This is a genomic window from Klebsiella sp. C239, assembly GCF_048822715.1.
Taxonomy (GTDB): domain Bacteria; phylum Pseudomonadota; class Gammaproteobacteria; order Enterobacterales; family Enterobacteriaceae; genus Klebsiella; species Klebsiella quasipneumoniae.
Window position 1 is genome coordinate 480089 of sequence record NZ_JBMEZK010000002.1, and the last position, 21698, is coordinate 501786.

19 protein-coding genes are annotated in these 21698 nt (G+C 36.7%); 1 reads left to right on the forward strand and 18 read right to left on the reverse strand.

Translation table 11 applies throughout. The annotated features are described in order from the left end of the window. Positions 1 to 83: 83 nt before the first annotated feature. The 5 genes from ACOI6Z_RS07485 to ACOI6Z_RS07505 form a co-directional block, all read right to left on the reverse strand. Entirely contained in the window at positions 84 to 1058 is a 975-nt protein-coding gene (locus tag ACOI6Z_RS07485; protein ID WP_420687146.1) for a type IV pilus twitching motility protein PilT, read from the reverse strand. Between the two features lie 512 nt (positions 1059 to 1570). Continuing rightward, complete coding sequence (locus ACOI6Z_RS07490; RefSeq protein ID WP_065762121.1) at positions 1571 to 1969, reverse strand: hypothetical protein; 399 nt, start codon at positions 1967 to 1969, stop codon at positions 1571 to 1573. Continuing rightward, on the reverse strand, positions 1953 to 2339 hold the full coding sequence (locus tag ACOI6Z_RS07495; RefSeq protein ID WP_065762120.1) for a hypothetical protein: 387 nt from the start codon (positions 2337 to 2339) through the stop codon (positions 1953 to 1955). The genes ACOI6Z_RS07490 and ACOI6Z_RS07495 overlap by 17 nt, the downstream gene beginning before the upstream one ends. 714 nt (positions 2340 to 3053) lie before the next feature. Then, positions 3054 to 3533 (reverse strand): hypothetical protein, encoded by a 480-nt coding sequence (locus tag ACOI6Z_RS07500; protein ID WP_139102942.1) that lies wholly within the window; start codon positions 3531 to 3533, stop codon positions 3054 to 3056. Between the two features lie 13 nt (positions 3534 to 3546). Continuing rightward, positions 3547 to 4338, reverse strand: a complete 792-nt coding sequence (locus tag ACOI6Z_RS07505; RefSeq protein ID WP_065762118.1) for a hypothetical protein — start codon at positions 4336 to 4338, stop codon at positions 3547 to 3549. Between the two features lie 302 nt (positions 4339 to 4640). On the opposite strand from ACOI6Z_RS07505, the gene ACOI6Z_RS07510 reads away from it, so the two are divergent. Continuing rightward, positions 4641 to 5336 (forward strand): hypothetical protein, encoded by a 696-nt coding sequence (locus tag ACOI6Z_RS07510; RefSeq protein WP_139102941.1) that lies wholly within the window; start codon positions 4641 to 4643, stop codon positions 5334 to 5336. Here the strand turns inward: ACOI6Z_RS07510 and ACOI6Z_RS07515 are convergent. The 13 genes from ACOI6Z_RS07515 to ACOI6Z_RS07575 all read right to left on the reverse strand — a co-directional run bounded on the left by ACOI6Z_RS07515 (position 5308) and on the right by ACOI6Z_RS07575 (position 21684). Next, on the reverse strand, positions 5308 to 5868 hold the full coding sequence (locus ACOI6Z_RS07515) for a hypothetical protein (protein WP_065762115.1): 561 nt from the start codon (positions 5866 to 5868) through the stop codon (positions 5308 to 5310). The genes ACOI6Z_RS07510 and ACOI6Z_RS07515 overlap by 29 nt on opposite strands. Positions 5869 to 5971: 103 nt before the next feature. Then, positions 5972 to 6214, reverse strand: a complete 243-nt coding sequence (locus tag ACOI6Z_RS07520; RefSeq protein WP_149302024.1) for a hypothetical protein — start codon at positions 6212 to 6214, stop codon at positions 5972 to 5974. A gap of 275 nt (positions 6215 to 6489) precedes the next feature. Then, positions 6490 to 8244: a phage terminase large subunit gene (gene terL, locus ACOI6Z_RS07525; RefSeq protein ID WP_420687204.1), complete on the reverse strand. Its 1755-nt coding sequence runs from the start codon at positions 8242 to 8244 to the stop codon at positions 6490 to 6492. A 60-nt stretch (positions 8245 to 8304) separates the two neighbouring features. Continuing rightward, positions 8305 to 8802, reverse strand: a complete 498-nt coding sequence (locus tag ACOI6Z_RS07530; RefSeq protein WP_065762113.1) for a lysis system i-spanin subunit Rz — start codon at positions 8800 to 8802, stop codon at positions 8305 to 8307. Then, a complete protein-coding gene (locus ACOI6Z_RS07535) occupies positions 8786 to 8956 on the reverse strand; it encodes a hypothetical protein (RefSeq protein WP_170347676.1) in 171 nt (56 codons plus the stop codon). Before ACOI6Z_RS07535 ends, ACOI6Z_RS07530 begins: the two co-directional genes overlap by 17 nt. Positions 8957 to 8958: 2 nt before the next feature. Further along, on the reverse strand, positions 8959 to 9228 hold the full coding sequence (locus tag ACOI6Z_RS07540) for a hypothetical protein (protein ID WP_065762112.1): 270 nt from the start codon (positions 9226 to 9228) through the stop codon (positions 8959 to 8961). 58 nt (positions 9229 to 9286) lie between these two features. Next, positions 9287 to 11038 (reverse strand): phage tail fiber protein, encoded by a 1752-nt coding sequence (locus ACOI6Z_RS07545; protein WP_420687150.1) that lies wholly within the window; start codon positions 11036 to 11038, stop codon positions 9287 to 9289. Positions 11039 to 11115: 77 nt separating this feature from the next. Further along, positions 11116 to 15621: a transglycosylase SLT domain-containing protein gene (locus tag ACOI6Z_RS07550; protein ID WP_074424942.1), complete on the reverse strand. Its 4506-nt coding sequence runs from the start codon at positions 15619 to 15621 to the stop codon at positions 11116 to 11118. 66 nt (positions 15622 to 15687) lie between these two features. Then, positions 15688 to 17790 carry a hypothetical protein gene (locus ACOI6Z_RS07555; RefSeq protein WP_420687151.1) on the reverse strand — a complete coding sequence of 701 codons (2103 nt, stop codon included), beginning with the start codon at positions 17788 to 17790 and terminating at the stop codon, positions 15688 to 15690. A 45-nt stretch (positions 17791 to 17835) separates the two neighbouring features. Then, entirely contained in the window at positions 17836 to 18045 is a 210-nt protein-coding gene (locus tag ACOI6Z_RS07560; protein WP_420687152.1) for a hypothetical protein, read from the reverse strand. Positions 18046 to 18056: 11 nt separating this feature from the next. Beyond that, positions 18057 to 18752, reverse strand: coding sequence for a virion core protein, T7 gp14 family (locus ACOI6Z_RS07565; RefSeq protein WP_139102938.1), 696 nt, complete (start codon positions 18750 to 18752; stop codon positions 18057 to 18059). Positions 18753 to 18754: 2 nt separating this feature from the next. Further along, positions 18755 to 19213 (reverse strand): phage protein Gp13 family protein, encoded by a 459-nt coding sequence (locus ACOI6Z_RS07570; RefSeq protein WP_100663580.1) that lies wholly within the window; start codon positions 19211 to 19213, stop codon positions 18755 to 18757. Positions 19214 to 19299: 86 nt separating this feature from the next. Next, positions 19300 to 21684: a hypothetical protein gene (locus ACOI6Z_RS07575; protein WP_420687155.1), complete on the reverse strand. Its 2385-nt coding sequence runs from the start codon at positions 21682 to 21684 to the stop codon at positions 19300 to 19302. Positions 21685 to 21698 lie beyond the last annotated feature (14 nt).

Consider the following 21698-nt stretch of genomic DNA (forward strand, 5'->3'; position numbering starts at 1 on the left):
TATTATCAAATAATATCCAGAAACAGCATTTAAACATTCAGTTAACACATCATTTTAACCACCCAACCCGCTTCACGCCCCCCTTACAGCTGGCCTGCGGCCACACGTTGCTGAAAACTCTGGGTAAATGTCAGCATTCCGGCCTGCATCCCGGTCTGCATAACACCGGGCAGCTGGTGCACTTTTCCTTCGCGGATCAAATTCGCCACCGCCGGCGTATTGACCAGAAGCTCGTATAGCGCAACTCTGCCGCCCTGACGTGCGGGTAATAATTTTTGCGCCAGCACCGCGCACAGGCTTCCGGCCAGCTGACTCCGAACCTGATCTTTCTCCTCTGCCGGAAAGACATCGATCAATCTCTCCACCGCCGGCGCCGCGCCGCGGGTGTGTAATGTCGCCATCACCAGATGCCCGGTTTCCGCAGCCGTCAACGCCAGACGGATGGTTTCGCTGTCGCGTAACTCCCCAAGCAGGATCACATCCGGATCCTGGCGCAGCGCCACCCGAAGCGCCGCGGAGAACGAAGGACAGTGACGGCCAATCTCCCGCTGCTGGATCAGGCAGCGCTCGCTGTGATGAATAAACTCCACCGGATCCTCCAGCGTCAGAATATGGCCATCAAGATGCTGGTTGAGATGCCCGACCATCGCCGCCAGGGTAGTCGACTTGCCGCTGCCCGTCGCCCCGGTGACCAGCAGCAGGCCACTCTCTTCCGCCAGCAGCTCGCTTAGCGCAGGCGGCGCGCCCAGCGTCTCCAGACGCGGGCACTGGACGGGCAGCAGACGCAGCACCAGCGATATTCCGCGCGTATGGGCGAAAGCGCTGGCGCGTAGCCGCGAACCGCAGGCCAGAGTCAGCGCAAAGTCAATCTGGCCGTGCTCCTGCCAGTGCTGGAACTGTGCGGCATCGAGCCAGTCGTTGAGTAAATCCGCGATATCCGGCGCGGGAAAGGGAGCGGCCTCCAGCTTGCCCTGCCGCCGCCAGCGCGGTGCGGCGGAATTGCACAGGTGTAGATCGGAGGGTTTGTAGTTTCTATCTACACTAAAGTTGATACTCATAGTATCGAGGTCAACACGAACGCAGTAGCGAACAAAGGGAGTTACGAAGTGAAGACCTCGCAGGTGTAGTATTTTCTATATAATAACAGAGTTGCGAGGTCTCTAGATTCACATAGGAACTTCGTCCCTATCTAAATCTCTTGCTATCTCTCCTAAGTATTCGCGTTCAAAGAACGCTCTACTTAAATCGAGCTATCAATTCATACTTGTTATTACTTATCTATAAGTCCCTTTATCGACTTACAACCAGTGGCCTCCACTAAGTAGACACCAAATCAAACTGAGAACGTAAGTAATGAACGAAGTGAATTACGAGGTGACCTCATGTTGTAAGTCCATTAATGATACAAGACATAAAGTAGCGAGTTAATGCGACGGCGAATGCCTCGCAACTCTGTTATTATATAGAAAATACATGACCTGCGAGGCATTCGCCTCTCAACTGGACTCAATAACTTTAAAGTATAAACCATCATAGACTTACAGCCAGAGTTACACCCACCAAATATTTTTTACCAGTCCTGCACAAAGCCAATCTCACGAATTTGTATGCAACTCCAACCACAGCTACAACTCTCAAGCATTACATCAATACAAGATATATCATGCAACACCTCTAACTGAAAGATAAAGTCTGAATCAAACTCTAAAGGCAAATCTATATACTCACGATTACAAAACCAACTATGAGTATCACTGAAAGGAATCAATATAGTATAACTCTTAGTTAATGGATCAAAGAATGATTCCTCCCCTTTCCTATCGCTATCTATAATCTCAAATATTACTCTACTATTATACCTATAGTTATACGCCTCAATCAAAGACATCAATGAATCACTAACAGTAAACAATACTAACTCACCTGACTTCCCTAACTCTACATCTCTATCCTTAATTACCCACAACATCTTCATACACCTTCTTCAATCCATCATACATCCTAATCATCATAGCTAACGAAACACCATCCATTGGAGCTAATAAACTACACTGAAATAATCTATCCTCTCCACAATCAGATACATCAACAACAAACCCATATACTTCTTCACCACCAATACTACTTCTATGATTAACTACATTACTACTCTCAATAAACTTAAAACTATATTGACTGTTACCAACCATTGATAACTTAACTTCTATACTCAATACATCACCAACACCATCAGTCCTGTATTGCTCAATACTCAATACATATCCATTGTATGCATCACTCTCTTCCATATACATGCAATCAAAGGCTATTGTATAACTCTTACTTAAATCTATGTTCATTAACGTCTACTCCTTGTTGTTAAATAACTCATATGTAAAACTATTTATAATAATAGTCTCTAATAGGATACATAATGAACCAACATGGATAAGTGAACAGCTATAAAGTTAAGAGTAAATTAATACTTACGAGTTGAAGAGTTAATGAGTGAGTGATTAAACTAGTAGATATAGTTAAAGCAGATTTTCATGTTATAGTTAAGAGACTATTATTGTTATCATTGAAGACTAAAGTTAAGAGACTATTATTGATATAGTTAAGAGGCTTTGGAACCACAGATGGTGTGAAAAACAGAGATAGACATTTAGATGTCTAGACGGCTAGACATCTGGAAAAACAATCAAATACACTACCATACTAGAAAAAGATAATGATAATAACGTACAGGCATAATAGAGGTAAGATTAATAGCAAAACTGAGTCCACCAATAATTTATCAATCTTTCTAATATCAGTTCCGATAACAAAGATTATGTTAAATAGTGAGGATAACTATAAAAAACACTATCCCCTCCCCTACTGAGATCAATTCTTCTGTACGTTACAAAGTGTAAATGAGATCGGTATCATCAGTTTTTCTAATAATGCTGGAGACCGTGAGAAAAATAATTAAGAGGCTGATTTTTAAGGGATAATGGGGAAAATCGACTTCCCTCAAATTATTAGAAGACGTTTCAAATTTTTCGCCAAAAATATAACTCAACTTGCTCCCTCTATTTCAATTTACTTATTTCACTACTAATGAACTGAATAAAGAGTCTAACTTCTTTATTTTTCATTGTTTCGAACTGTGCTTCAAAATCGCCTAAGTGCATTTTGAGTATACGAGAAGTCACAAAATCTGAAGCTACAACCCTCATACCAATATAATGTTCATAAGCTTTTCTACTGGCATCTACATCTAACAGCATACATAGTTGATACATAGCCTGTTCACTACTTGAGAAAAGCGTTGGCACATAATCCTGTACGTTGTTAACTCCGCTACCATCTCCATTAGCTTTAGCATACTTAATATCTTTGTAAAATATCTTTATAAATTCATTGGTTAAAGATAACAGTTTATCACGCTTCCATTCATTGCGAGACTTATCACGGTTAATACTATTTATCCAAAAATTAATAAAAGCAGACAGAATCACTCCGCTAACTGCGATTAAAGAAGATACAACTATTATCATATCTTTATCCACAATAGACCCCTCATTAAACTACAAAGATTTTGGTGATTTTTTCAGACTTACTAATGAATTCATCACAGCATGAATTAATATCCTTAGATATGCATTTAATACGTAATGAGTAAGTAACTAAATTATTTAAAGCGGTATCATTTGTTTTAGCAAATTTATCTCTACTGATAGGAAGTTTAGGAAATGGATTTCTCATTTCAAGGTCGAGTTCTCTATCAAGTGCATCTATATAATAATTGTTATGGTCGGTGAAATCATCAAATATATCGTTTAATTGTTTTAAAAATTCTGGAATTTGCTCATACAAAAAAAACCGCTCTAAATTAAGATGCAAGCCATACGTTTTAATTGAAGCCAATTCTTTATCTAATGCTGCTTTGCACTCATTAATCTTTTGAAGTTTACCCTTAAAAGTTTCAGGATATTTTGTAAAACCATTCAAGTCCACTGTAGTCTTTTCTTTATCAACTAAACCTTTATAATAGTTTTCTAAAGAAACGCTGTATTCTTTTAACTCAGTTGATAGTGATAGAAGTTCATGAAAGGAAAAATTAACAAAGTGAATCGCAAGTTTATACCCTTCTTGTGCAGTAAATTGAGCTAAGTAATTTCTTGCAGCTAATACCGCCAAGATAGCAGTTCCTGCCATGATTGAATCCATAACAGCAGAAACGAAAGAAGCGTCAATCCCTTTAGTAACGTATACATCAAGTAGCATCCAAGCGAGGCCGCCACAAAAGAAAGCAACATAGTATTTGAAGATGTATGGTTTCGCGAGGTGCCACACTTTCTTGATCACATTCACAAGACTGAATCCTTCCCTAACCCTTTGTAAGCCACTATCTTACACTACCTGATACACTTACCGCATCACCCCTTTGCACCTCTTAGAATGATTTCTGGAGGCTTTTAGAAGGAAGAAGTTTTCATCCGCTACATCGTTGAAATCACAGTAACCCTCATCAGTTATCGTGAAGTTGCCAATGAACTTATGGATACTCGATTTGATACTACTGGAACGTTGGTATGTTCCTGCTTTTAGTTGTTGTCTAAAACTGTCCATAGTAATATTCTCCGTGTTGTTAAAAATTAACCTTTGGTAAAGTTATGATGAAAAAGAAAGTAAAAGAAATATTGAATAAGTTACAACCTTCTCACATAGCGTGGTTATTGGCTGGAGTTCTTCTAGCAGAAGGATTTAACTGGTTATTATATAAAGATATTAAACGAGTAACTGCACCAGGATTATCATCACTTATTGCCGTTTGTGCTTTAGTTTTGGCTATATACTCAGCATTTCAAGTTAAGAAATGGTTAGGAAATAAAGTTAATGAGAAAGGATTCAAGAAGTGCGAATCGATAATTGATAAGATTCAAGAAATAGCAATTGAAATAGGACGAATCAATAGCGACATTACCATACTATACAAGAACAAACTAATTATACTAGATAGTGTGAAAATAGAAAAAAAAATTGAAAACATACATGAATCCATACTTAAGATTAACGAAATACGAAACACAATAGTTGGTCATTATATGCACCTTAATATATGGGGATTTGATATAAAGGAAGAATACAATCCGATCACCTTACTTGATTGCGTCAAGGAATATCGGGATATAGTAATAGATACAACATCAACAATAAAGAGAGCACAACCATCACAGAACATATCGTTAGATGAAAATGAAAGTATCTACAAGGAAAAACTTAAAGCCATAAGCGAATATATGGATAAGTTAAACCACTCAACTTTTAACGATATATTCATCACATCACCCTCAAAAAAGGTAGAGTAGTAGTAGCTATTTCTTCTTCGTAGATACGCATCATATCATCCAAATATAAGGGGCTACACGACTCTGTGTAGCCATCTTTCATCTCATCCTTAGAAAGATACCCTACTGGCAATTCTTTCTTTATACGTCGTTCTATGCGTGCTGCTAGGGCATACTCCATACGGACTTCAAAGAAGAGTTTATGGTGATAGATACTAAAAGAGTCTGTGAAGTTTTTTCTTACGTTACCGTCTTGTTTAGTTATACCTATTTTAATAGCTACTAATTCTTGTTGTTTTTCATCTCTATATATTTTCTGGATGTATAGTGATTGATTTTTGAATTGCCAGTCTTCATACTCACATCTACAGTGGATGAGGGGTAATACTTGAACTGGATGGAATATTTCTTTATTGCAATTAATACACTTCCACTTTTGATCAGTGTTGAGTATATCTTTTCTATTAATAATTTTATTGATTTTAAGTTTATCATTACTGTTGTTTAATACATTTTCAGTAATGAAATAATTTAGTGTTTTTGAAGTTATCATAATAGTTGTAATCTCTTGTTGTTGTGGATTATTAAAAAAAACCCATACCCACAATGAAGTGAATATGGGTTTTTACATAAGGAATTTAAGAAAAGGAAAATGATTAACTACAACCATCAAGGATTGTACAAACAGCAACCTCAACGCCATGTAAGATAATATCGACAGTGTTGGCATCACCTGCATCAAAGACTGAGTTACCAAGTTCATCTTTCTTATGACTAATGTAATAAGAGATTGCTGAACCAACGGATACCCAAGTAGTTTTTAGTTTTAATACCGAAATGGTTTTACTGTAAACAAATTTAATAGCACCTTTGAGGTTATCAGAAATTTTAGTTTTCATAATAATATACCTCCATAGCAAGAGTTAGGAGATTGAATATCTCCCTGTACGAGTCGGTTTTGGAATTATTGTAGTTGCTGGTTGTAAGTCCATTTATTGTTTATACTTTAAAGTAATTGAGTCCAGTTGAGAGGCATTCGCCTCTCAAGTCATGTATTTTCTATATAATAACAGAGTTGCGAGGCATTCGCCGTCGCCATTGATCTCTTTTAATTCTTAATGGACTTACAACCAGAGTCCACTTCGTGTCCCCTTGTTTATACTTACAACCAGAGTTACACCCAGTCGTCATTTCTTCCGTTCAGAATATTGGAGTTACACCAGTCATCGTCATCTTCCCAAGAAATAGTGATATCACCACCAACTGACTTATAAGCAGTGCTTAGAGTAGTTTTCATACTACGTTCTAAGTGATCAATCAAAAACTCTTCCATTAGGTAATCCATATTCTCTTGAGCATCGATAGCCATCATTTCTGTAAACTGTGCAACACCCATTGCAAGAACGTCTAAACGGTCATCATGTTTCAGAGCACCTTTATCCCTACTTATACGAGTTAACTGATACATTAAAGAATGAATGATACTATGCTTACCATCTTTATCTTTGGATGATTGGTAGTCTTTAGTAATAACTTCAGGAGTTGCAATTAGTTTATGAGCACCCAATACAGGTTCAAGTGTATCGCATATACGAACTTCTTTTTGCTTATTAGAACGAATCTCTACTAATTCAGTGGCATGGATTTTATTCACTACTGGCATGAGTAGTTTATTAAACATACCATCACCAAAGTTACTTTCTATACAAATCTTATTAACTTTATGTTGTTTAGCTATGTTAGCAAGACTATCAAGAGTAGAATCACCGTATCCATCATTAAACCCTCCGATATCCATCAAATATATATATCCATTGTTCCAATACAATACGGCATAAGCAGTTGTATCTTTACCACGCCCTGATGGGTCAATGACTAAAATTCTAGAAGTATACTCATGGAATTGTTCACTACTACCAGCATACAAATAGTAGTTATCACCTTTCAGTCCTACCATTGGCAAATCTTTCATTACTTTATCTGGATTAGGAAGCCATTTCCAAGTAAGAGGTGATTTATCACGTTCTACGTCAGCAATAATAAGGTTTTTAAGTTTAAGAGGATACTTAGCTTCATCGGATAAGTTAGGGTTAAGCATGAACTGCATAGCAAAGCCAGCTTTACCATACGAGATTTCACGTTTAACTAAGTCTTCATTATCAAAACGTACAGGATCAGTTGGTAGCCAGAATAGAGCCTCATGGCCTTGTTCTTCCATATCATTACGGATGATAGAAGCAATCCTATCACCATATTGCTCTAACTCTTGATAGTTACGAGGATAACGACAAGGCCAAATGTTAGTATGATATCCACGATTTTCTAATTCCTTATAAAGAGTCATTTCTGATTGTGGTGTTCCAAGGTAGATAATCATTCCACCCGGTTTTAGAATACTATCGAATTCTTTTACACTTTCCCAAAGTTTTTCTCTTGTAGTAGATGTTCCACTGTTATTAGGAACTTCAACGTCATCAGCGATTAGAATATCAGCACGAGAACCAGTTAATTGACCAGTGATACCTACTGACTTAACAGAAGGTGAAGCATCAGGTTTAGCTGGACCTACATCAAATATCAACTTACTATCACGCTGTCCTTTGGAACTATCAGCTTTTAATTCATGTAAGAAAGGTAGTAGTTCAATAATCTGTTTAATAAAAACACTGTTCGCATCAGCTCTATCTTTACTTGCAGAAACAATCATAATTTTTAAATCGGGGTTATTCCATAGTTTCCATACTACGAAAGCACAAGTAACAAATGATTTACCGATACCACGGAAAGCTTGAATGATATATCGTTCATCTTTACCACATGCTTCAAGACTTTGAGCAATGTCTATTTGAATACGTGTTGGTTGGGGTAATTTTAATTGATTCCAGAGAACGTATAGAAACTTTACGAAAGAACCTTTTAACTCTTTAATCTGCTGTTGTTGTTTAGAGGCTTTTCATTTTGGTTGTGTTGTTGCCATATAAAATCCTTTTTATTTTTTATTCTTTAATTCTTTATTTTCCTCATTTAGCTTTAAAACGAGTTGCTGTAAGTGTTTAATCCACTCATCTGCTTTTATTGATTGTCCGACAAGAAACCGACTAGATCCTTCTGAAAGCTCGGCTGTTGCATCAGATTGTCCGGTAGTTGAACTGTTATTACTTCCGGTTTCTGGACTGGAGCAACGTTTGACCTTGAGTTGCAACCGCTTATTGTCGTTATTAATACTATCAATAACGCCATCAGTAATACCTTGCAAGTCGTCCAATTTTGCTTGATAATCTTTTTTAATTTGATTAACATCATTTTGTTTATCCTCTTTGAGTTGATTTATTTCTTTTTGGTAATTAAGTTTCATAGTGGTGATTTCATTTTGTGAAACTAGAAGTTGATCATCAACACCTCTACTATGTCCAAAGTTATAAGCACCAACTGTTAACAAAATTACGAGAATTATATCTAAGATTAGAAATTTAACCTTTGCCATCATATTCACTATCCTCCATGTTAGTTTTAGTGACTTTATTATTTTTAAGTTTTTTCCTTATCGTTCTTATACACCACAATATTCCTGCCCAAAAAATACGAACAATTATTAACTTTAAAACAAATATAAAGAGAGCACTGAAAGAAAATCCTTCCATTTTTATGCTCCTTTCATATGATAGACATTTTGGACTTCTGGCAAATCTGGAATAGAATTTAATATACTTTCCATTTCATCAGTTACTTCTAAGTCTTCATTCATATACTTTGTTATATGTTCTTTATTCATTTCTAGGAATTTGATAATTGCGTTATACAATTGAGGTGTACGTTTTTCCTCATCTAGTAAATCTGCTAACAACATATTAGCTGTTTCAGACTTAATAGATAGAAGCATATCCTCGAATGAGTTTATATCGAATGCACTCATATATTTTATCCTTATAAAAAAGGGGATATGATATCCCCTGTATTTGATTTATTTTTTATTAACTAATACGACGCCACAACGTTGTTCTATGACCATCGTTAGTAGTTTGAGCAAAGCCCATGCAACGCCATGTTCCACTTAGTGTTCCATTACTACCGCTTGCACCCTCAGCATTTGCTGGAACTAGTGTAGATCCTGCAACAGTTCCACCATATCCAACAGAACCAGAACCAGTCCAACGGCACATCATTACAGTTCCGATATCTGTTCCCGGATCGAGTATTACTGAGTCTAACCAGCGATTACCCCACTTTGAAGACCTTATATTACCGAATGAATCAATAAAACCTTGTCCACCTGAACCACCCATTCTAATAGAGTTGCTTCTAAATTCACCACCATTAGAGAATTCATAATATGAATCACCACCACCATTAGCTACATGGACGCCAAAAAAGTGTTCTTGACCAACTCTTTCATAGTGAAACAAATCAGCATATAAATCACTATTACCTCTAATTCTCACACCATTAGTAGATCTATTAGAACCAGTAGTATAAAAACCAGTCTTTTCTAAAAACGCTTGTGATGTATTAGTAAGAGAACCAGTAATAGTTGTTGCACCCTGTAAAGTAGAAGACCCCGTAACAGTAGAGTTACCATTTATAGTTACGTTACCAGTAAAATAGAATCCGGTATCGCTACCTAAAAGTTGAATAGATGAAACTGTATCACCCAATGGACGTAGATAAATCCCCTTAGCAGTGCCACTAAAACCACTTGAGTTAGAAGTAATGATTAATGCACCAATTCCGTTATCACGTAATTGAGATGAAGCCGATAATTTAACTGTTGTAGTCTGTGTAGAAAGACCAACGTTTAAACTACCATTGTTAATTGTTACTGCACCAGTAATGGTTCCACCTGATGTAGCAAATGCTCCAATATTGTTACGAGCAGTAGTCGGATTAGTAATTTCAGATAGGTTATTAGTCCCTACCATTACTGGTCCACCTGCGATTGTTATCATCTCATCTCGTACACTTTGAACATAATCGCGATTATCTTGGACATTCACTTTATCAGCAGCTACTGCTGTACGGTCTTGTGCTGTCTGATTAGCGTTTGTAGTGGACGTAGCAGCACTTGCAGCAGCATTAGTTTCACTGGTCTTAGCATTGGTCTCTGAAGTCTTAGCGGCTGTCTGAGAGGCTTTAGCAGCGTTCTCTGATGCTTTAGCATTGGTCTCTGAAGTCTTAGCATTCGTTTCAGAAACTTTAGCCGCAGCAGCACTAGTAGCAGATGCGTTTGCTTGGTTAAGGGCAGACTGACCCCATGCCTTTTCTTGACGAAGAGTTATAGCGTCAGACTCATTTACTGCATCACCAAGATTAACAATACGACGCCCACGAGCATCTAAGTTACCGTCAGCATCAGCACCAATAGTATCTGACACTAAGTCACGTGCTTCTTGAGCAACATGGATAGCTTGAATCTGTGCAGTGTTAAGGTCATTAGCACGAAGAACAGAGCCGTTCTGGAAGTCCACGATACGTTCTGTAGCAGACGTTTGGCGACGAATTTCTATAGTTGTATAGCCATCCGAAACACCCCATGCTTTATTAGTTGTAATAACTGAACTTGAGTTAAAAGTGTAATCAGTAACGTAAGTCAATACTTTACGATCTACACCAATTAATGTTACCACGATAAAACTACGTGATAGATACTCGAACGGAATTGTAAAGTTTTTGGTTGAACCATCGAGTGCATATGTAATGACAGTTGATATATTTGTAATATATGCCATTTAGAAAATCTCCATTTAATTAATAGTGGGTTAGCTTCCTTTGCTAACCCTCCTAAAGTTATCTTTGTTTTTTATTATTAGTGATTACGTAAGTAATCTGTATCTAGTCCTTGTGTTCTGAATACTTGATCAAGAAATGCATAAGTTAGTGGGTTATTTGGTAATATCCCACGCCAGTTATTAAACGCAGCAGTAGCATAATCAGATTTATCGTAACTATACTCATCACTCATTAACATACGACTTGTATAATACGGAGCCGACAATAGATTAACGGTATAAGATAAAGGTGGCATTTGTTGGACTAAGCGACCAAAAGCACCAGTGAATGATGGATTCTGGCTAGTTTGACCTTTAAATATACTACTATCATCTTTATCGTTAATACTTGGGGTTACAGTAGAGCGTAGATATTGCCCCGGACCTTCACCCGTAACGATAGTATAAGCAGTAGAAGCTAGACCGATTGGACCACCAATTACTGAACTACGGGACATAACATTCCAGATGAAGTTATTATTATCTAAGGCTTTAGCCAAATACTCATCACGTTTTTCAGGAGGTAGAGCATATGATTGACCATATGTTTGTCCCATATAACCTAGTCCAGCAGTTAAGAAACCTAAAGTTAACTCCATCGCATTATCTAGATATTGTTGATTGAAACGTGTATCACCTAACATACTCATCATACGACCGTTGATAGAACGTACAGAAAACATTTTAAACTGAGTTAACATATTCAATGAACGAGGGAACAACTTAGTTTGAGCACTACTAATAGTCTCAGGACGTAAAATAACTTTATCAGCGTAATTATCAGCAAGTCTAAACAGAATAGCTGTACGGGGATCTGATACCCACGCTTTTTGATCTTTAAGTGTATAGTTCCCTTTACCTTTAAATTCAATATGGTCTTTAATCAAATCTCTTACTTCATCCATTTGCTTTTCTGTTATAGATAAACCATTCAACTTTGCTTCGTTACGTAGATAGCGTGGCATACCTGCACCATCAAATACGTTTCTTACAATATCACTAACGAGTGTTTTACGAGCAGTGTTAATAACACCATTGGTAGTTTCACGTAGTATATATGTAAACGGATTATAATGAGCATATACATCAGCCGCTGTTCTTGCTCCCGCTGCTGATTTTACAAGAATTTGGGACTCAGCAGCATTCGGATTAGCATTGATAGCAGCAACACGATCTTTATAACGAGGTCGGATTGAATCATCTAGATACGAACCAAATGTTAAGTTGTGCAACTCTTCCAATGTTTCACGCCCAGCTTTTGTGTTATATGCAAATGCATCACGTAAAATTGGAATATTGTCTAGCATAGCCCTCCAAGAACCTTGAGCTAGCATATTGTTAATTTCAGTAGCAGTCATTGCACCAAAGTATGTGTTACGAGAACCAAATGTAGCTGTTTGAGCAGCAGACATAAAGTTATCTAAAACACCTTCCATTGTGTCTCTTCGATTTTGACCAGTAATGATTTTGTAACCATTCTCTAATGCTTCTGAATCACGTTTCTTACCTTCTTTCATAAGTCTTTGCATGTTAGTATTAACAAAGTCTCTTAACTCATCATCAGTAAATCCAACACCATGAGTAGCTAGTTTATGATTCATATTAGAGTTGTATGAAGGAATAATAGTATGTAAATCAAAATCACGAATATCGTTAACACTAAAAGCAGAACCATCTGGTAAACGAACAACTTCATCAGTTGATAGAGGCGAACGTTCTTTAAGAAAGTCAGCAGCATTTTTAGTTACTGCACCATCACCATGTCCATATAAGTTAGCAACAATTCCACCAATATTATCTTCGCCCCCATTAACAATACCATAAGATAACTTTTCAATATGTTCTTCAACTGCATTGTGTAATGCTGCTTGTTGTTCATCAAAAGCTTTCTTAGCTACATTATATTCATCACGTGTTGGGAAATCGTTAATATCAGGACGTTCTAACATTTTGCCCTTCTTACCATATAACTTACGAATAATGCGACTATTGAGTTCAGCAGCTTCATCAGCATTTTTAAGATAAGCTTGCTTGAAACTCTTCTTAACCATATCTTTAGCAACTACTGCTACGTCTTCTTGCTTAATACCCATGTTAAGTAGTTTATCTTTCAATTCCATAATACTATGTTGGTTATAATAACGAGGAACATAGTTACCAGACTTGAATGATCTATCCATAACAGGAACAGCATTATAGTTACCCAACTGTGCTGGATTAACAGCATAGTCTTCTTTAGCAATAAAGTTATTACGAATATGTTCAGCAAGATTTCTTTCATCTTTAGACAAAGAATTCAACTTAGAACCACTTATATCCTCTACTGCTTCGACAACATTTCTATTAAGTTGAAGTTCACGTTCGGAACGAGTTAAAGTAGAATACTTAATATCATTTAATGCTTTAGATTTTAAATCAGAAAACTTACTATACCAAAGATTATCAACACCTTTCATTCGTTGGATAATATCGGATGATGTAGTTTCAGCAAGACCACGTGAACCATTACGATCCATAGTTGGACGGAAAAACATTGCACCAAGTCCACGAACCGCATCATCATCACTACCAATCATTCTGTTACCAATCTCAGTAAAACTACCTAAATTTAAATGGAATGATTTAGTTGATTTACTACTAGCATCTTTAACTAACTCATCAGCAGAATTAGATGGTGGAGTTACACTAGCCTCATCAGTTGCTTTAGGTTGTGTAGTTTCTTGAGTAGCATTAATTGATTTACCACTGGCATCTTTACCTTCAACTGCATTACTTACAATATCACCACTATCAGAAGTTTTAGTTGTAGATTGTTCAGGCATGATACTATCAGAGGAATTAGTCGCTACTTTACTGGAACCAATATTATCAGGAACAGCTTCATTAGCAGCACGTTCAAATGCGTTAGCAACATCACCACCAACTTGTCCTGCTGGTATATTACCATTCATCAACTCTCTAACATTCATCATAGTTTTAGGGTTAAGCATGTTACCACCTTCAATAACAGAACCATCAGCCATAACTACAGCATTAGGATCATGTGGATGGTTCCAGAACAGATTACCATCACTGACAAAATCAGGTTTGGTATTAGGATCTGGCATAACACGCTCTAGATGCACACCATTTAGCGTATCGGCTGATTCACGAGCTTCGATACGTTGACTAATAGTTTGAGCATTGGAACTAAAATTATCTGCTGCTTCTTGTGATGCATGAGGAATACTAGTAGGAACAGCTTCATTAGCTGTGTTTCCACCACGTTTAAAAAGGTTACGAGCACCACGACTTTCAACAGCACCAAAACCGGAACCCAAAAAAGCACCAAATACAGTTGCAGTTGCATAATCTGCTTGTTCACCGCTAAATTGTTGATGCATGAAAGCTGAAGAGTTTGCAGCTACAACACCTTGTCCAGCACGAGTAAGCATAGCGTTACCAAGTTTAACGCCACGCATCGAACCACCCATGAATGGAATATATGAAGTTGGATCTAATGCGATATCAGCAACGAAACCAACTATTTTACCAGAAGTAGAATCACTGGCGTCGATACTTGCTTGTAATCCTTGCGTACGTTTAACTTCATCAACAAGGAATTTCCAGTTTTCTTTCGAACTAGCACCCTCAATCATTCCGTAGTTACTAGCCATCACTCCATTATCACGAGCGTATTTAAAATCATCATCATCTGGAGCATATTGGTTAGTTTCTATTGAACGGAATCTATCAGCCGTTACATTCTGTGGACCATATTGAATAGAACGATAAACGCCATAACCAACAGATTTTTGTGCATAATCAGAAACGGTTGAACCAAAGTCACTGGCACGTTGTGTTAATGTAGGATCTTCGTTGTCTTCAACATTTCTACCTGTTTGAGTAAACATATCCGCTTCATAGTTATTACCAATAGAAGGAACTTGAACTGGTGCTCCGCCATTGATATCCATTGTAACAGGAGTAGGAAAGTTATCAGGATTTGATTTAATCTCTGCTTTAGTTGTTCCTTCGAATGTTGTAGTAGAACCATTAGCAGATGGGAAACTTTGCTGGGATTTATATTGAATGTTATTATCATTAATTAAGTATTGTGTTCTTTGAGCATTTGAACCATTATCCCAATCACGAAACTTCTTGATATAGTTTTGGCCTTCATTAGAAATCATAGTGAAGTCACCGGAATCATATGCTACTAGTTGTGGTCTACCAGCAGTCCCTTCACCTTGGTTGTAAGCTAAAGCTGTACGAACATAATCTTGGTTATTAGTTTTAAGTAAATCACTAACATGAGCAGCAGCAGCATTAATTGATTTATCTGGATCGTAAAAGTCTGAGTCTTTTACTAGACCATACTTAGCACCGGTCGCTTTCGTAAACTGAGCGATACCACGTGGTCCAGTTTTAGATTGTGCATTTGGATTAAATCCACTTTCAACTTCGAGTAGACGAGTTAAAAAACCAGAATCGATATTATATTTTGCTGCTGCTGCGTTGATTTGGTCTTGATAAGGATTTATTTTTTTATTGTTAGTCGCCATTTAATGACCCCTTTTATTAAATTAATTATAAGAAGGTATTACCCATTATGAGCAATACCTTTTGTTTTATTTACCTCTTGGATTAGTTAAACCTTGAAGTTGGTTATTAGCCTCTTCTAATTTACTAGGCTTAGATTTTTTAGTTGATGCTTGATTATAAGCATCTTCCATACTTGTAACGTTTCCATTACCAGTTGGTTTAGTAGGATTGTATTTTCCTTGATTGGATCTAATACGATTCTCTTCAGCAGTAACAGCTTGTTGTTCTTTAGCATAACTGGCTTTGTTACGTTCATTGTATTCACTAACTAAATCATAACGAGATATTCTAATATATGGTTGTCCTGTATATGCTTTTAAAGCGGTAGAAGGATCTTGAATGATAATAGAACCATCACTATCAGTAGAAACTGTAAGTTTACCTTTTAGTCCGGGATATTGTGTTACAAGGTCATTAACTTTATCTTGTAAAATTCCACGACCAATTTCAACTGACTTAACATCAGATGAAACTTGAAGAGAAGACTTCAATACTTGACCAGTGTAATCACCACCTTTAGAAATATCAGTTACGTTATTAACTAAGAAACTACGAGCCATATTAGTAGCTGTATCAATATCACCAGTTGAAGCATAAACGTTATTGAAAATACTTCCTGCTATCTGCATAGGTAATCCACCCATACCACTAAATCTACTATCAGTAGAAGTTTTAGTAATAAACTTATTACCATTAGTTCGTAGATCATTCTTTTGAATATCTGACATACTAGCGATCTTTTGTTTTCCAGTTAGTAATATAGTTGGGTCTATACCGTTATCTGAAAAACCAACAATAGATGCTATAGTTGCATAGGAATCTGCATAAGATGGATCAGTAGACATTATATTGGCTAAAGCCGCTGGATTAGATCTATACAATTGAATAAGGTTATTAGTATTAGGTGTTTTACTAAAATCTAATTTACCTTGTAAAGCAGCAGACATTAACTCATTATTAGCTTGTCCAATCTTGTTCTTCAATATAACGTTGATACCTTGATCTTTAGGTGTATTCAAAGATAGGTTACTAATGGCAGTTGATTTTTGTTCTGGAGTTAAATCTTTACTACCCATAACGTGTTCATAATAGCGTCTACCTGCGTTAATAGAATCTTCTGCTGTATAGTTACCCGATGATTCATTAGTTGTTTGAGCATTAAAATCAGTTACTGCATTAGTATCACCTTGAGCGGCATGGACATATTGTTGATACAATACATCAGCACGGTTGTCCTTTTGAGCTTGCTTAGTAGTTAACTCTTGTGTTTGCTGTGCCAAAGCAGCTTGTTTACGAGCAATAGATTCTTTGTAATTAGCTAGAGCTTGACGTTGTGGTGTATCATATTGACCGGGTTGTGTACGATCAAGTTCAGATGACAAGTCCTGATAAACTTGCAACGCAACTGTTGGATCATTGGATGACATACCAGTAGCAAGACGATCATTGAACGAGTCACGAGCAGCACGATCAGAAGAATAATTAGATGCACCTGCATCACTAATCAACTTCTCAGCACCTGTTTTACCATATAATCCATCGATAGTAGTTCTTTGACCATAAAGATTAAAGTCCATACTACGAAGAGATTGTATTACTTGTGCACCACCACTAACACCGGATAGATTTTTCATGGTTTGATTTAAAAGATTAACTTTATCATCGTCGGAACCACCAGATGTCATAATATACCCATGCAACTGTTGAGCACTGATATTAGGATCAGATTGTGGAACTACACTAACAATACCATTAATTGATGCAGAATCATGAAGTGCTTTAGTCTTTTGAATCTGCCCAGATTGCCATTGAGCATAACCCTCTTGGAGTTTCATATTTCTTTCATCAGCATTGGAAGAAAATCCATATTGAAACTCCGAATCATTAAAATCAAAACCGTTCAATTCAGCAGCATCTTTTGCGGCTTGTGCACGTTGTGTATAAATGTAATCATCTAGTTCTTTAGTAGAGTTGAATTGGCCTTTATTAATACCATCAAGAATTTGACTATCAGCCATTACAGTTGCGTTTTGAGCAACTTTACGTTTTAGTGCATTCATTGTATATGGATCATCTTGATATAGTAATGTTCCATTTTTTAATGCTGCTGCACGTTGTTCAGGACTCAATGATTGTAAAATCTGATTACTTCTTTCATCAGCATCTTGTTTCTTCTATTTGTCATATTCTTGAATTAAGACTGTTCCTGTTTTGGCAAAGTCCATTAGAGAACCTAACATTTTAGATGCTGAATCATCATTGTAAGGTGTTCTAATTCGAGTAGGTGTATATGAAAAGTTTGTCCCAACAGTCGAAGAACCACCTACAGCCATATTAGTTTGTTGGAAATTATTTATAGTTTGACCTATGGTATTCTTAGCCATTGGTTCACTCCTTATCTAGTGTAAGTTGAAAAGTTTGTTGATAGTTGTCCCGCGTTACTATATCCGTAATTTTGGATAGCAGTTCCAGTTGAAGTTGATGCGGCACTAGCTCCAGCAGATGTTCCTGCACTAGCTCCAGCAGAAGATGCACCACCAGACATTGCACCAGACATTGCAGACCCCATTGAATAACCTTGAGCTGCACCTTGTGCACCTGCCATAGTTATCCCTAAAGCTTGCTGTAAACCGCTCGTTTTATGAGCGTCCTGATCTAGCCCACTTACTGCCGATATTGTATTCTGTTGACTTTCTAATTGTTTACCGAATATCTCAGCATAGTTTCGTTTGTATTCATTAGTAATAGAAAGTTGTTCTGCACTGTTAGATGCTTCTTGCGAACGTCTTAGTCTATTAATGCTATTACCTTTAATACCAGACTCAGCTATTGCTGTATTCAATGCACCCATATTTTGGATGCCTTGCATATTAGCTGCGGTCATTTTAGATACCGCATTTTCATATGCATCTCTATTAGATAAGTTTAAATTTGCTTGAGTAATGTTATTAGCTTTAACATACTCTTGTGCTTGTAAGCGTGCTGCATCGGCACGATTACCTTCTGCCTTAGCTGCATTTTTTGCAGACATTGCAGATTGAGTAGCTGAGGCACCTGCCATTACTGCGGCTACTGCGATTGGTCCACACATAATTAATTCCTCCGAATTTCAAAATATTTAAATTGTTCTGGCACATTTGGGATATTTAGTGGAAAGACAGCACCCAATCTCCTAAGAAATTCAATGTGAGTTATATTTCCTTCCCATACATAATTCCAGATGAGGCCAGATTCATCTAAAACTTTTTCTTTATGTTGATTCATTGTTATAAAAAATTCTTTTTTCTCTTCTTTGGAAAGAGTAGCAAGTTCTTTTGTAACTAAAAACCAAGAATTGCCATTGATATCACCACCAATTCCAATAACTATATCACTATGTATTAGTGTTAATAGTTGATATTGACTTAATGCCAATACTAGATGGTCGTATAATTGTATATCCTCATTACCGATAATATACTTTTTATAAGCAATATATTCATTGAAATCTTCTTCTGATATATTTTTAACTACTACATCGATGTGTTCTACTGTGGTATTAATTAGTTTCATGTTGTTTTTCCTTTAATTAAAATATTCTTCCTTATAGGCTACAAAAAAAACCCATACTCACAATTAAGTGAATATGGGTTAATTAATTAAATGCCATTTGTTCTACGAATATAAGTTCCTTCCCAACCACAACCAACAATTGATATTGGTGTTGGATGAGCACTGAATATACTTATAGTAATGTTTTTTGCATTACCAGTAGTTGGGAATCTTACTTGACCAGTTTGAATATTAACTCTGTTAGTCCTCAATTGTTCAGTCCCTATTAACGCTCCGGCTTGATTGTATACATATGAGGTTGACCCATTATCAACTATCAAGTCCATCGCCCCGGTATCTTTATAGTTAAGATACGTTCTCTTAAGCTGTAATCTACCAGAGCTTTCAGTTGATGTAGTTCCATCATCTGCTGTATTCTTGATTAACAATTTACTGAATGTATAAAGGAAGTTAATATTCCTACCGATGAAAATGGTCTTACCAGTTAAGTTACCAGCTAAAGATAGTTTTATATTATTAGCATTCCAACCTTCAGCTGGTTGTTCAAAAACATAGACAAAACCATCACTCAATATAACCGAATAATCAGTTTGAGGACCAATTGATCCATTCAACCCATAGTTAACAATTAGACTAAAGTTTGTTGTATCGGTGTATTGGTCATACATTGCAGCAGTTGGTGTAAACTTAGTTTTAGCATCAATATAAAGACGATATGGTTCACCAGATATATCAACTGTGTTTTGTGTAAAATCAATTGATTCTAAGCAAATACCACCAGTAGCTTCATATAGTAAGAACATTTTACTATTAATACAGTTACAAGCTAAAATGTGAAAATCAGATGGGAATTCCCACGAAGACCAACTTTGTTGTCTAATTTGCTCCTGAATATAAAGAAACTTATAGATAAAGATCTTATTCCTTGCACCTTCTGTAAGAATTGTAACAAAGTTTTCAGTGTTACTACCTGTTACATTAAAAACTCCATTTGGGATATAGTTTGGGACATGAGCAGATATATCATCAGAGTTGTTAACTGATGTAACATCTTGGACTGCATAGAATCTATTAATAGAACTGAATGATGAACGAGGTGAACAGAAGTAAACACCACGACCCAATCCAAAAGGTCTTGCATAATCACTAACACTAAAGTTAGTCGTTAAGTCTAAGTTAATATTTTTTGTAGTTAGGGTTCCTGATTTACTAAGAATAAACTGACTATCATTACTCCACAATAGTAATTGCTCACTAAAGGGAACAGCAAATTTAAGAATGTTAATTCTATTATCTGATGTTGCAATATCAATTGGATCATCATCACTGGACACAGAAACTGAAGGAACATAAAAATCACCATACTTTGCAGGACGAGATAGTATTACGTTTTCACCACTTAAAAATCCAAGTCTGTTACTAAAGAAAAACACATCATTTATTGTAGAACCAACAAAAGATGGATCAGGGTTAGTATCCGTATCACCGGCTTTACGTGTTCCCCATGAAAATTGTTGAAATGTAAAACTACCATCAGCTTGGCGAATCAATACATATGGCATGGTAGCACCATTAAGACCAGCAGTAATCCCCGGTTTTGGACATTCTTTCCAAACACGGTTAGCTCTATTAAACTGAACATAGTAATCATCACTGGTGGAATTACTTACACCATTAATTTTCACTACGTAATTATCTGGGGCAACCAATGGTAGTTTACTTACTTGTGACACTTGTTTCCAAACTGGATTGATTAAATCATTATTATAACCATCGCGTGTAGATACCATTGTTATAGTAGCATTGCTTGGAGCCACGATTTCAATAAAACCTTCACCTTCGTTGAAGGCCCACGAAGGAAATTTAGCTCGTAATTTGATTGCTAATTGTGCAACAATTGCTTGTGCATCACATGCTTTCACATCGTCTGCTGCTGAACCATTCGGTAATGTGTAATCATCTGTCCAAACATCATTTAGGCAAACTTTGAGTGTACGTCCATATTGACCACCGCGAACGTTAATGATTGCATGTCTATCACTATCAAAAGCTTGAGTAGTTCCACCACCCGACTGTATTACTTTCTTTTTATTGATAATGAATGTGTAATCAGCAATTGTAATACAACGTAAATCATCACGAGGATTTGAAGTTGTTACATATGATTTATCACCACTGACAGTTCGTTGATTACCAGCTAAATCTACTGTGTAAATATTATTACCAGTAAAAACCACATAATATTGTTCAGTAGCATCACGATTAATAAAGTGAACCAATGGCTTAGAACCATATGTTCCTTGTGCAGCCATACACTTTATAAACTTTGAAGGTGGGCGTTTTTGTAGTCCATCAGTTTCTGAACTAAATCCATTAATCTGTTCTTCACATTGTTCTGGAAATCTAAGATTATCTGGTTGTTGGCTTATACCCCCAATTAGGTTTTTAATTTCTTGACCGACTAAAGCCATTCCTTTGTCTCCTG

What these genes read in the sequence shown, in the direction of transcription:
- ACOI6Z_RS07560 (WP_420687152.1), bottom strand. Translation starts at nt 18,045, where the DNA reads ATGGCTAAGAATACCATAGGTCAAACTATAAATAATTTCCAACAAACT.
- ACOI6Z_RS07545 (WP_420687150.1), bottom strand. Translation starts at nt 11,038, where the DNA reads ATGGCATATATTACAAATATATCAACTGTCATTACATATGCACTCGAT.
- ACOI6Z_RS07490 (WP_065762121.1), bottom strand. Translation starts at nt 1,969, where the DNA reads ATGTTGTGGGTAATTAAGGATAGAGATGTAGAGTTAGGGAAGTCAGGT.
- ACOI6Z_RS07520 (WP_149302024.1), bottom strand. Translation starts at nt 6,214, where the DNA reads ATGAAAACTAAAATTTCTGATAACCTCAAAGGTGCTATTAAATTTGTT.
- ACOI6Z_RS07515 (WP_065762115.1), bottom strand. Translation starts at nt 5,868, where the DNA reads ATGATAACTTCAAAAACACTAAATTATTTCATTACTGAAAATGTATTA.
- ACOI6Z_RS07570 (WP_100663580.1), bottom strand. Translation starts at nt 19,213, where the DNA reads ATGAAACTAATTAATACCACAGTAGAACACATCGATGTAGTAGTTAAA.
- ACOI6Z_RS07540 (WP_065762112.1), bottom strand. Translation starts at nt 9,228, where the DNA reads ATGAGTGCATTCGATATAAACTCATTCGAGGATATGCTTCTATCTATT.
- ACOI6Z_RS07530 (WP_065762113.1), bottom strand. Translation starts at nt 8,802, where the DNA reads ATGATGGCAAAGGTTAAATTTCTAATCTTAGATATAATTCTCGTAATT.
- ACOI6Z_RS07550 (WP_074424942.1), bottom strand. Translation starts at nt 15,621, where the DNA reads ATGGCGACTAACAATAAAAAAATAAATCCTTATCAAGACCAAATCAAC.
- ACOI6Z_RS07495 (WP_065762120.1), bottom strand. Translation starts at nt 2,339, where the DNA reads ATGAACATAGATTTAAGTAAGAGTTATACAATAGCCTTTGATTGCATG.
- ACOI6Z_RS07485 (WP_420687146.1), bottom strand. Translation starts at nt 1,058, where the DNA reads ATGAGTATCAACTTTAGTGTAGATAGAAACTACAAACCCTCCGATCTA.
- ACOI6Z_RS07510 (WP_139102941.1), top strand. Translation starts at nt 4,641, where the DNA reads ATGATGAAAAAGAAAGTAAAAGAAATATTGAATAAGTTACAACCTTCT.
- ACOI6Z_RS07535 (WP_170347676.1), bottom strand. Translation starts at nt 8,956, where the DNA reads ATGGAAGGATTTTCTTTCAGTGCTCTCTTTATATTTGTTTTAAAGTTA.
- ACOI6Z_RS07565 (WP_139102938.1), bottom strand. Translation starts at nt 18,752, where the DNA reads ATGTGTGGACCAATCGCAGTAGCCGCAGTAATGGCAGGTGCCTCAGCT.
- ACOI6Z_RS07575 (WP_420687155.1), bottom strand. Translation starts at nt 21,684, where the DNA reads ATGGCTTTAGTCGGTCAAGAAATTAAAAACCTAATTGGGGGTATAAGC.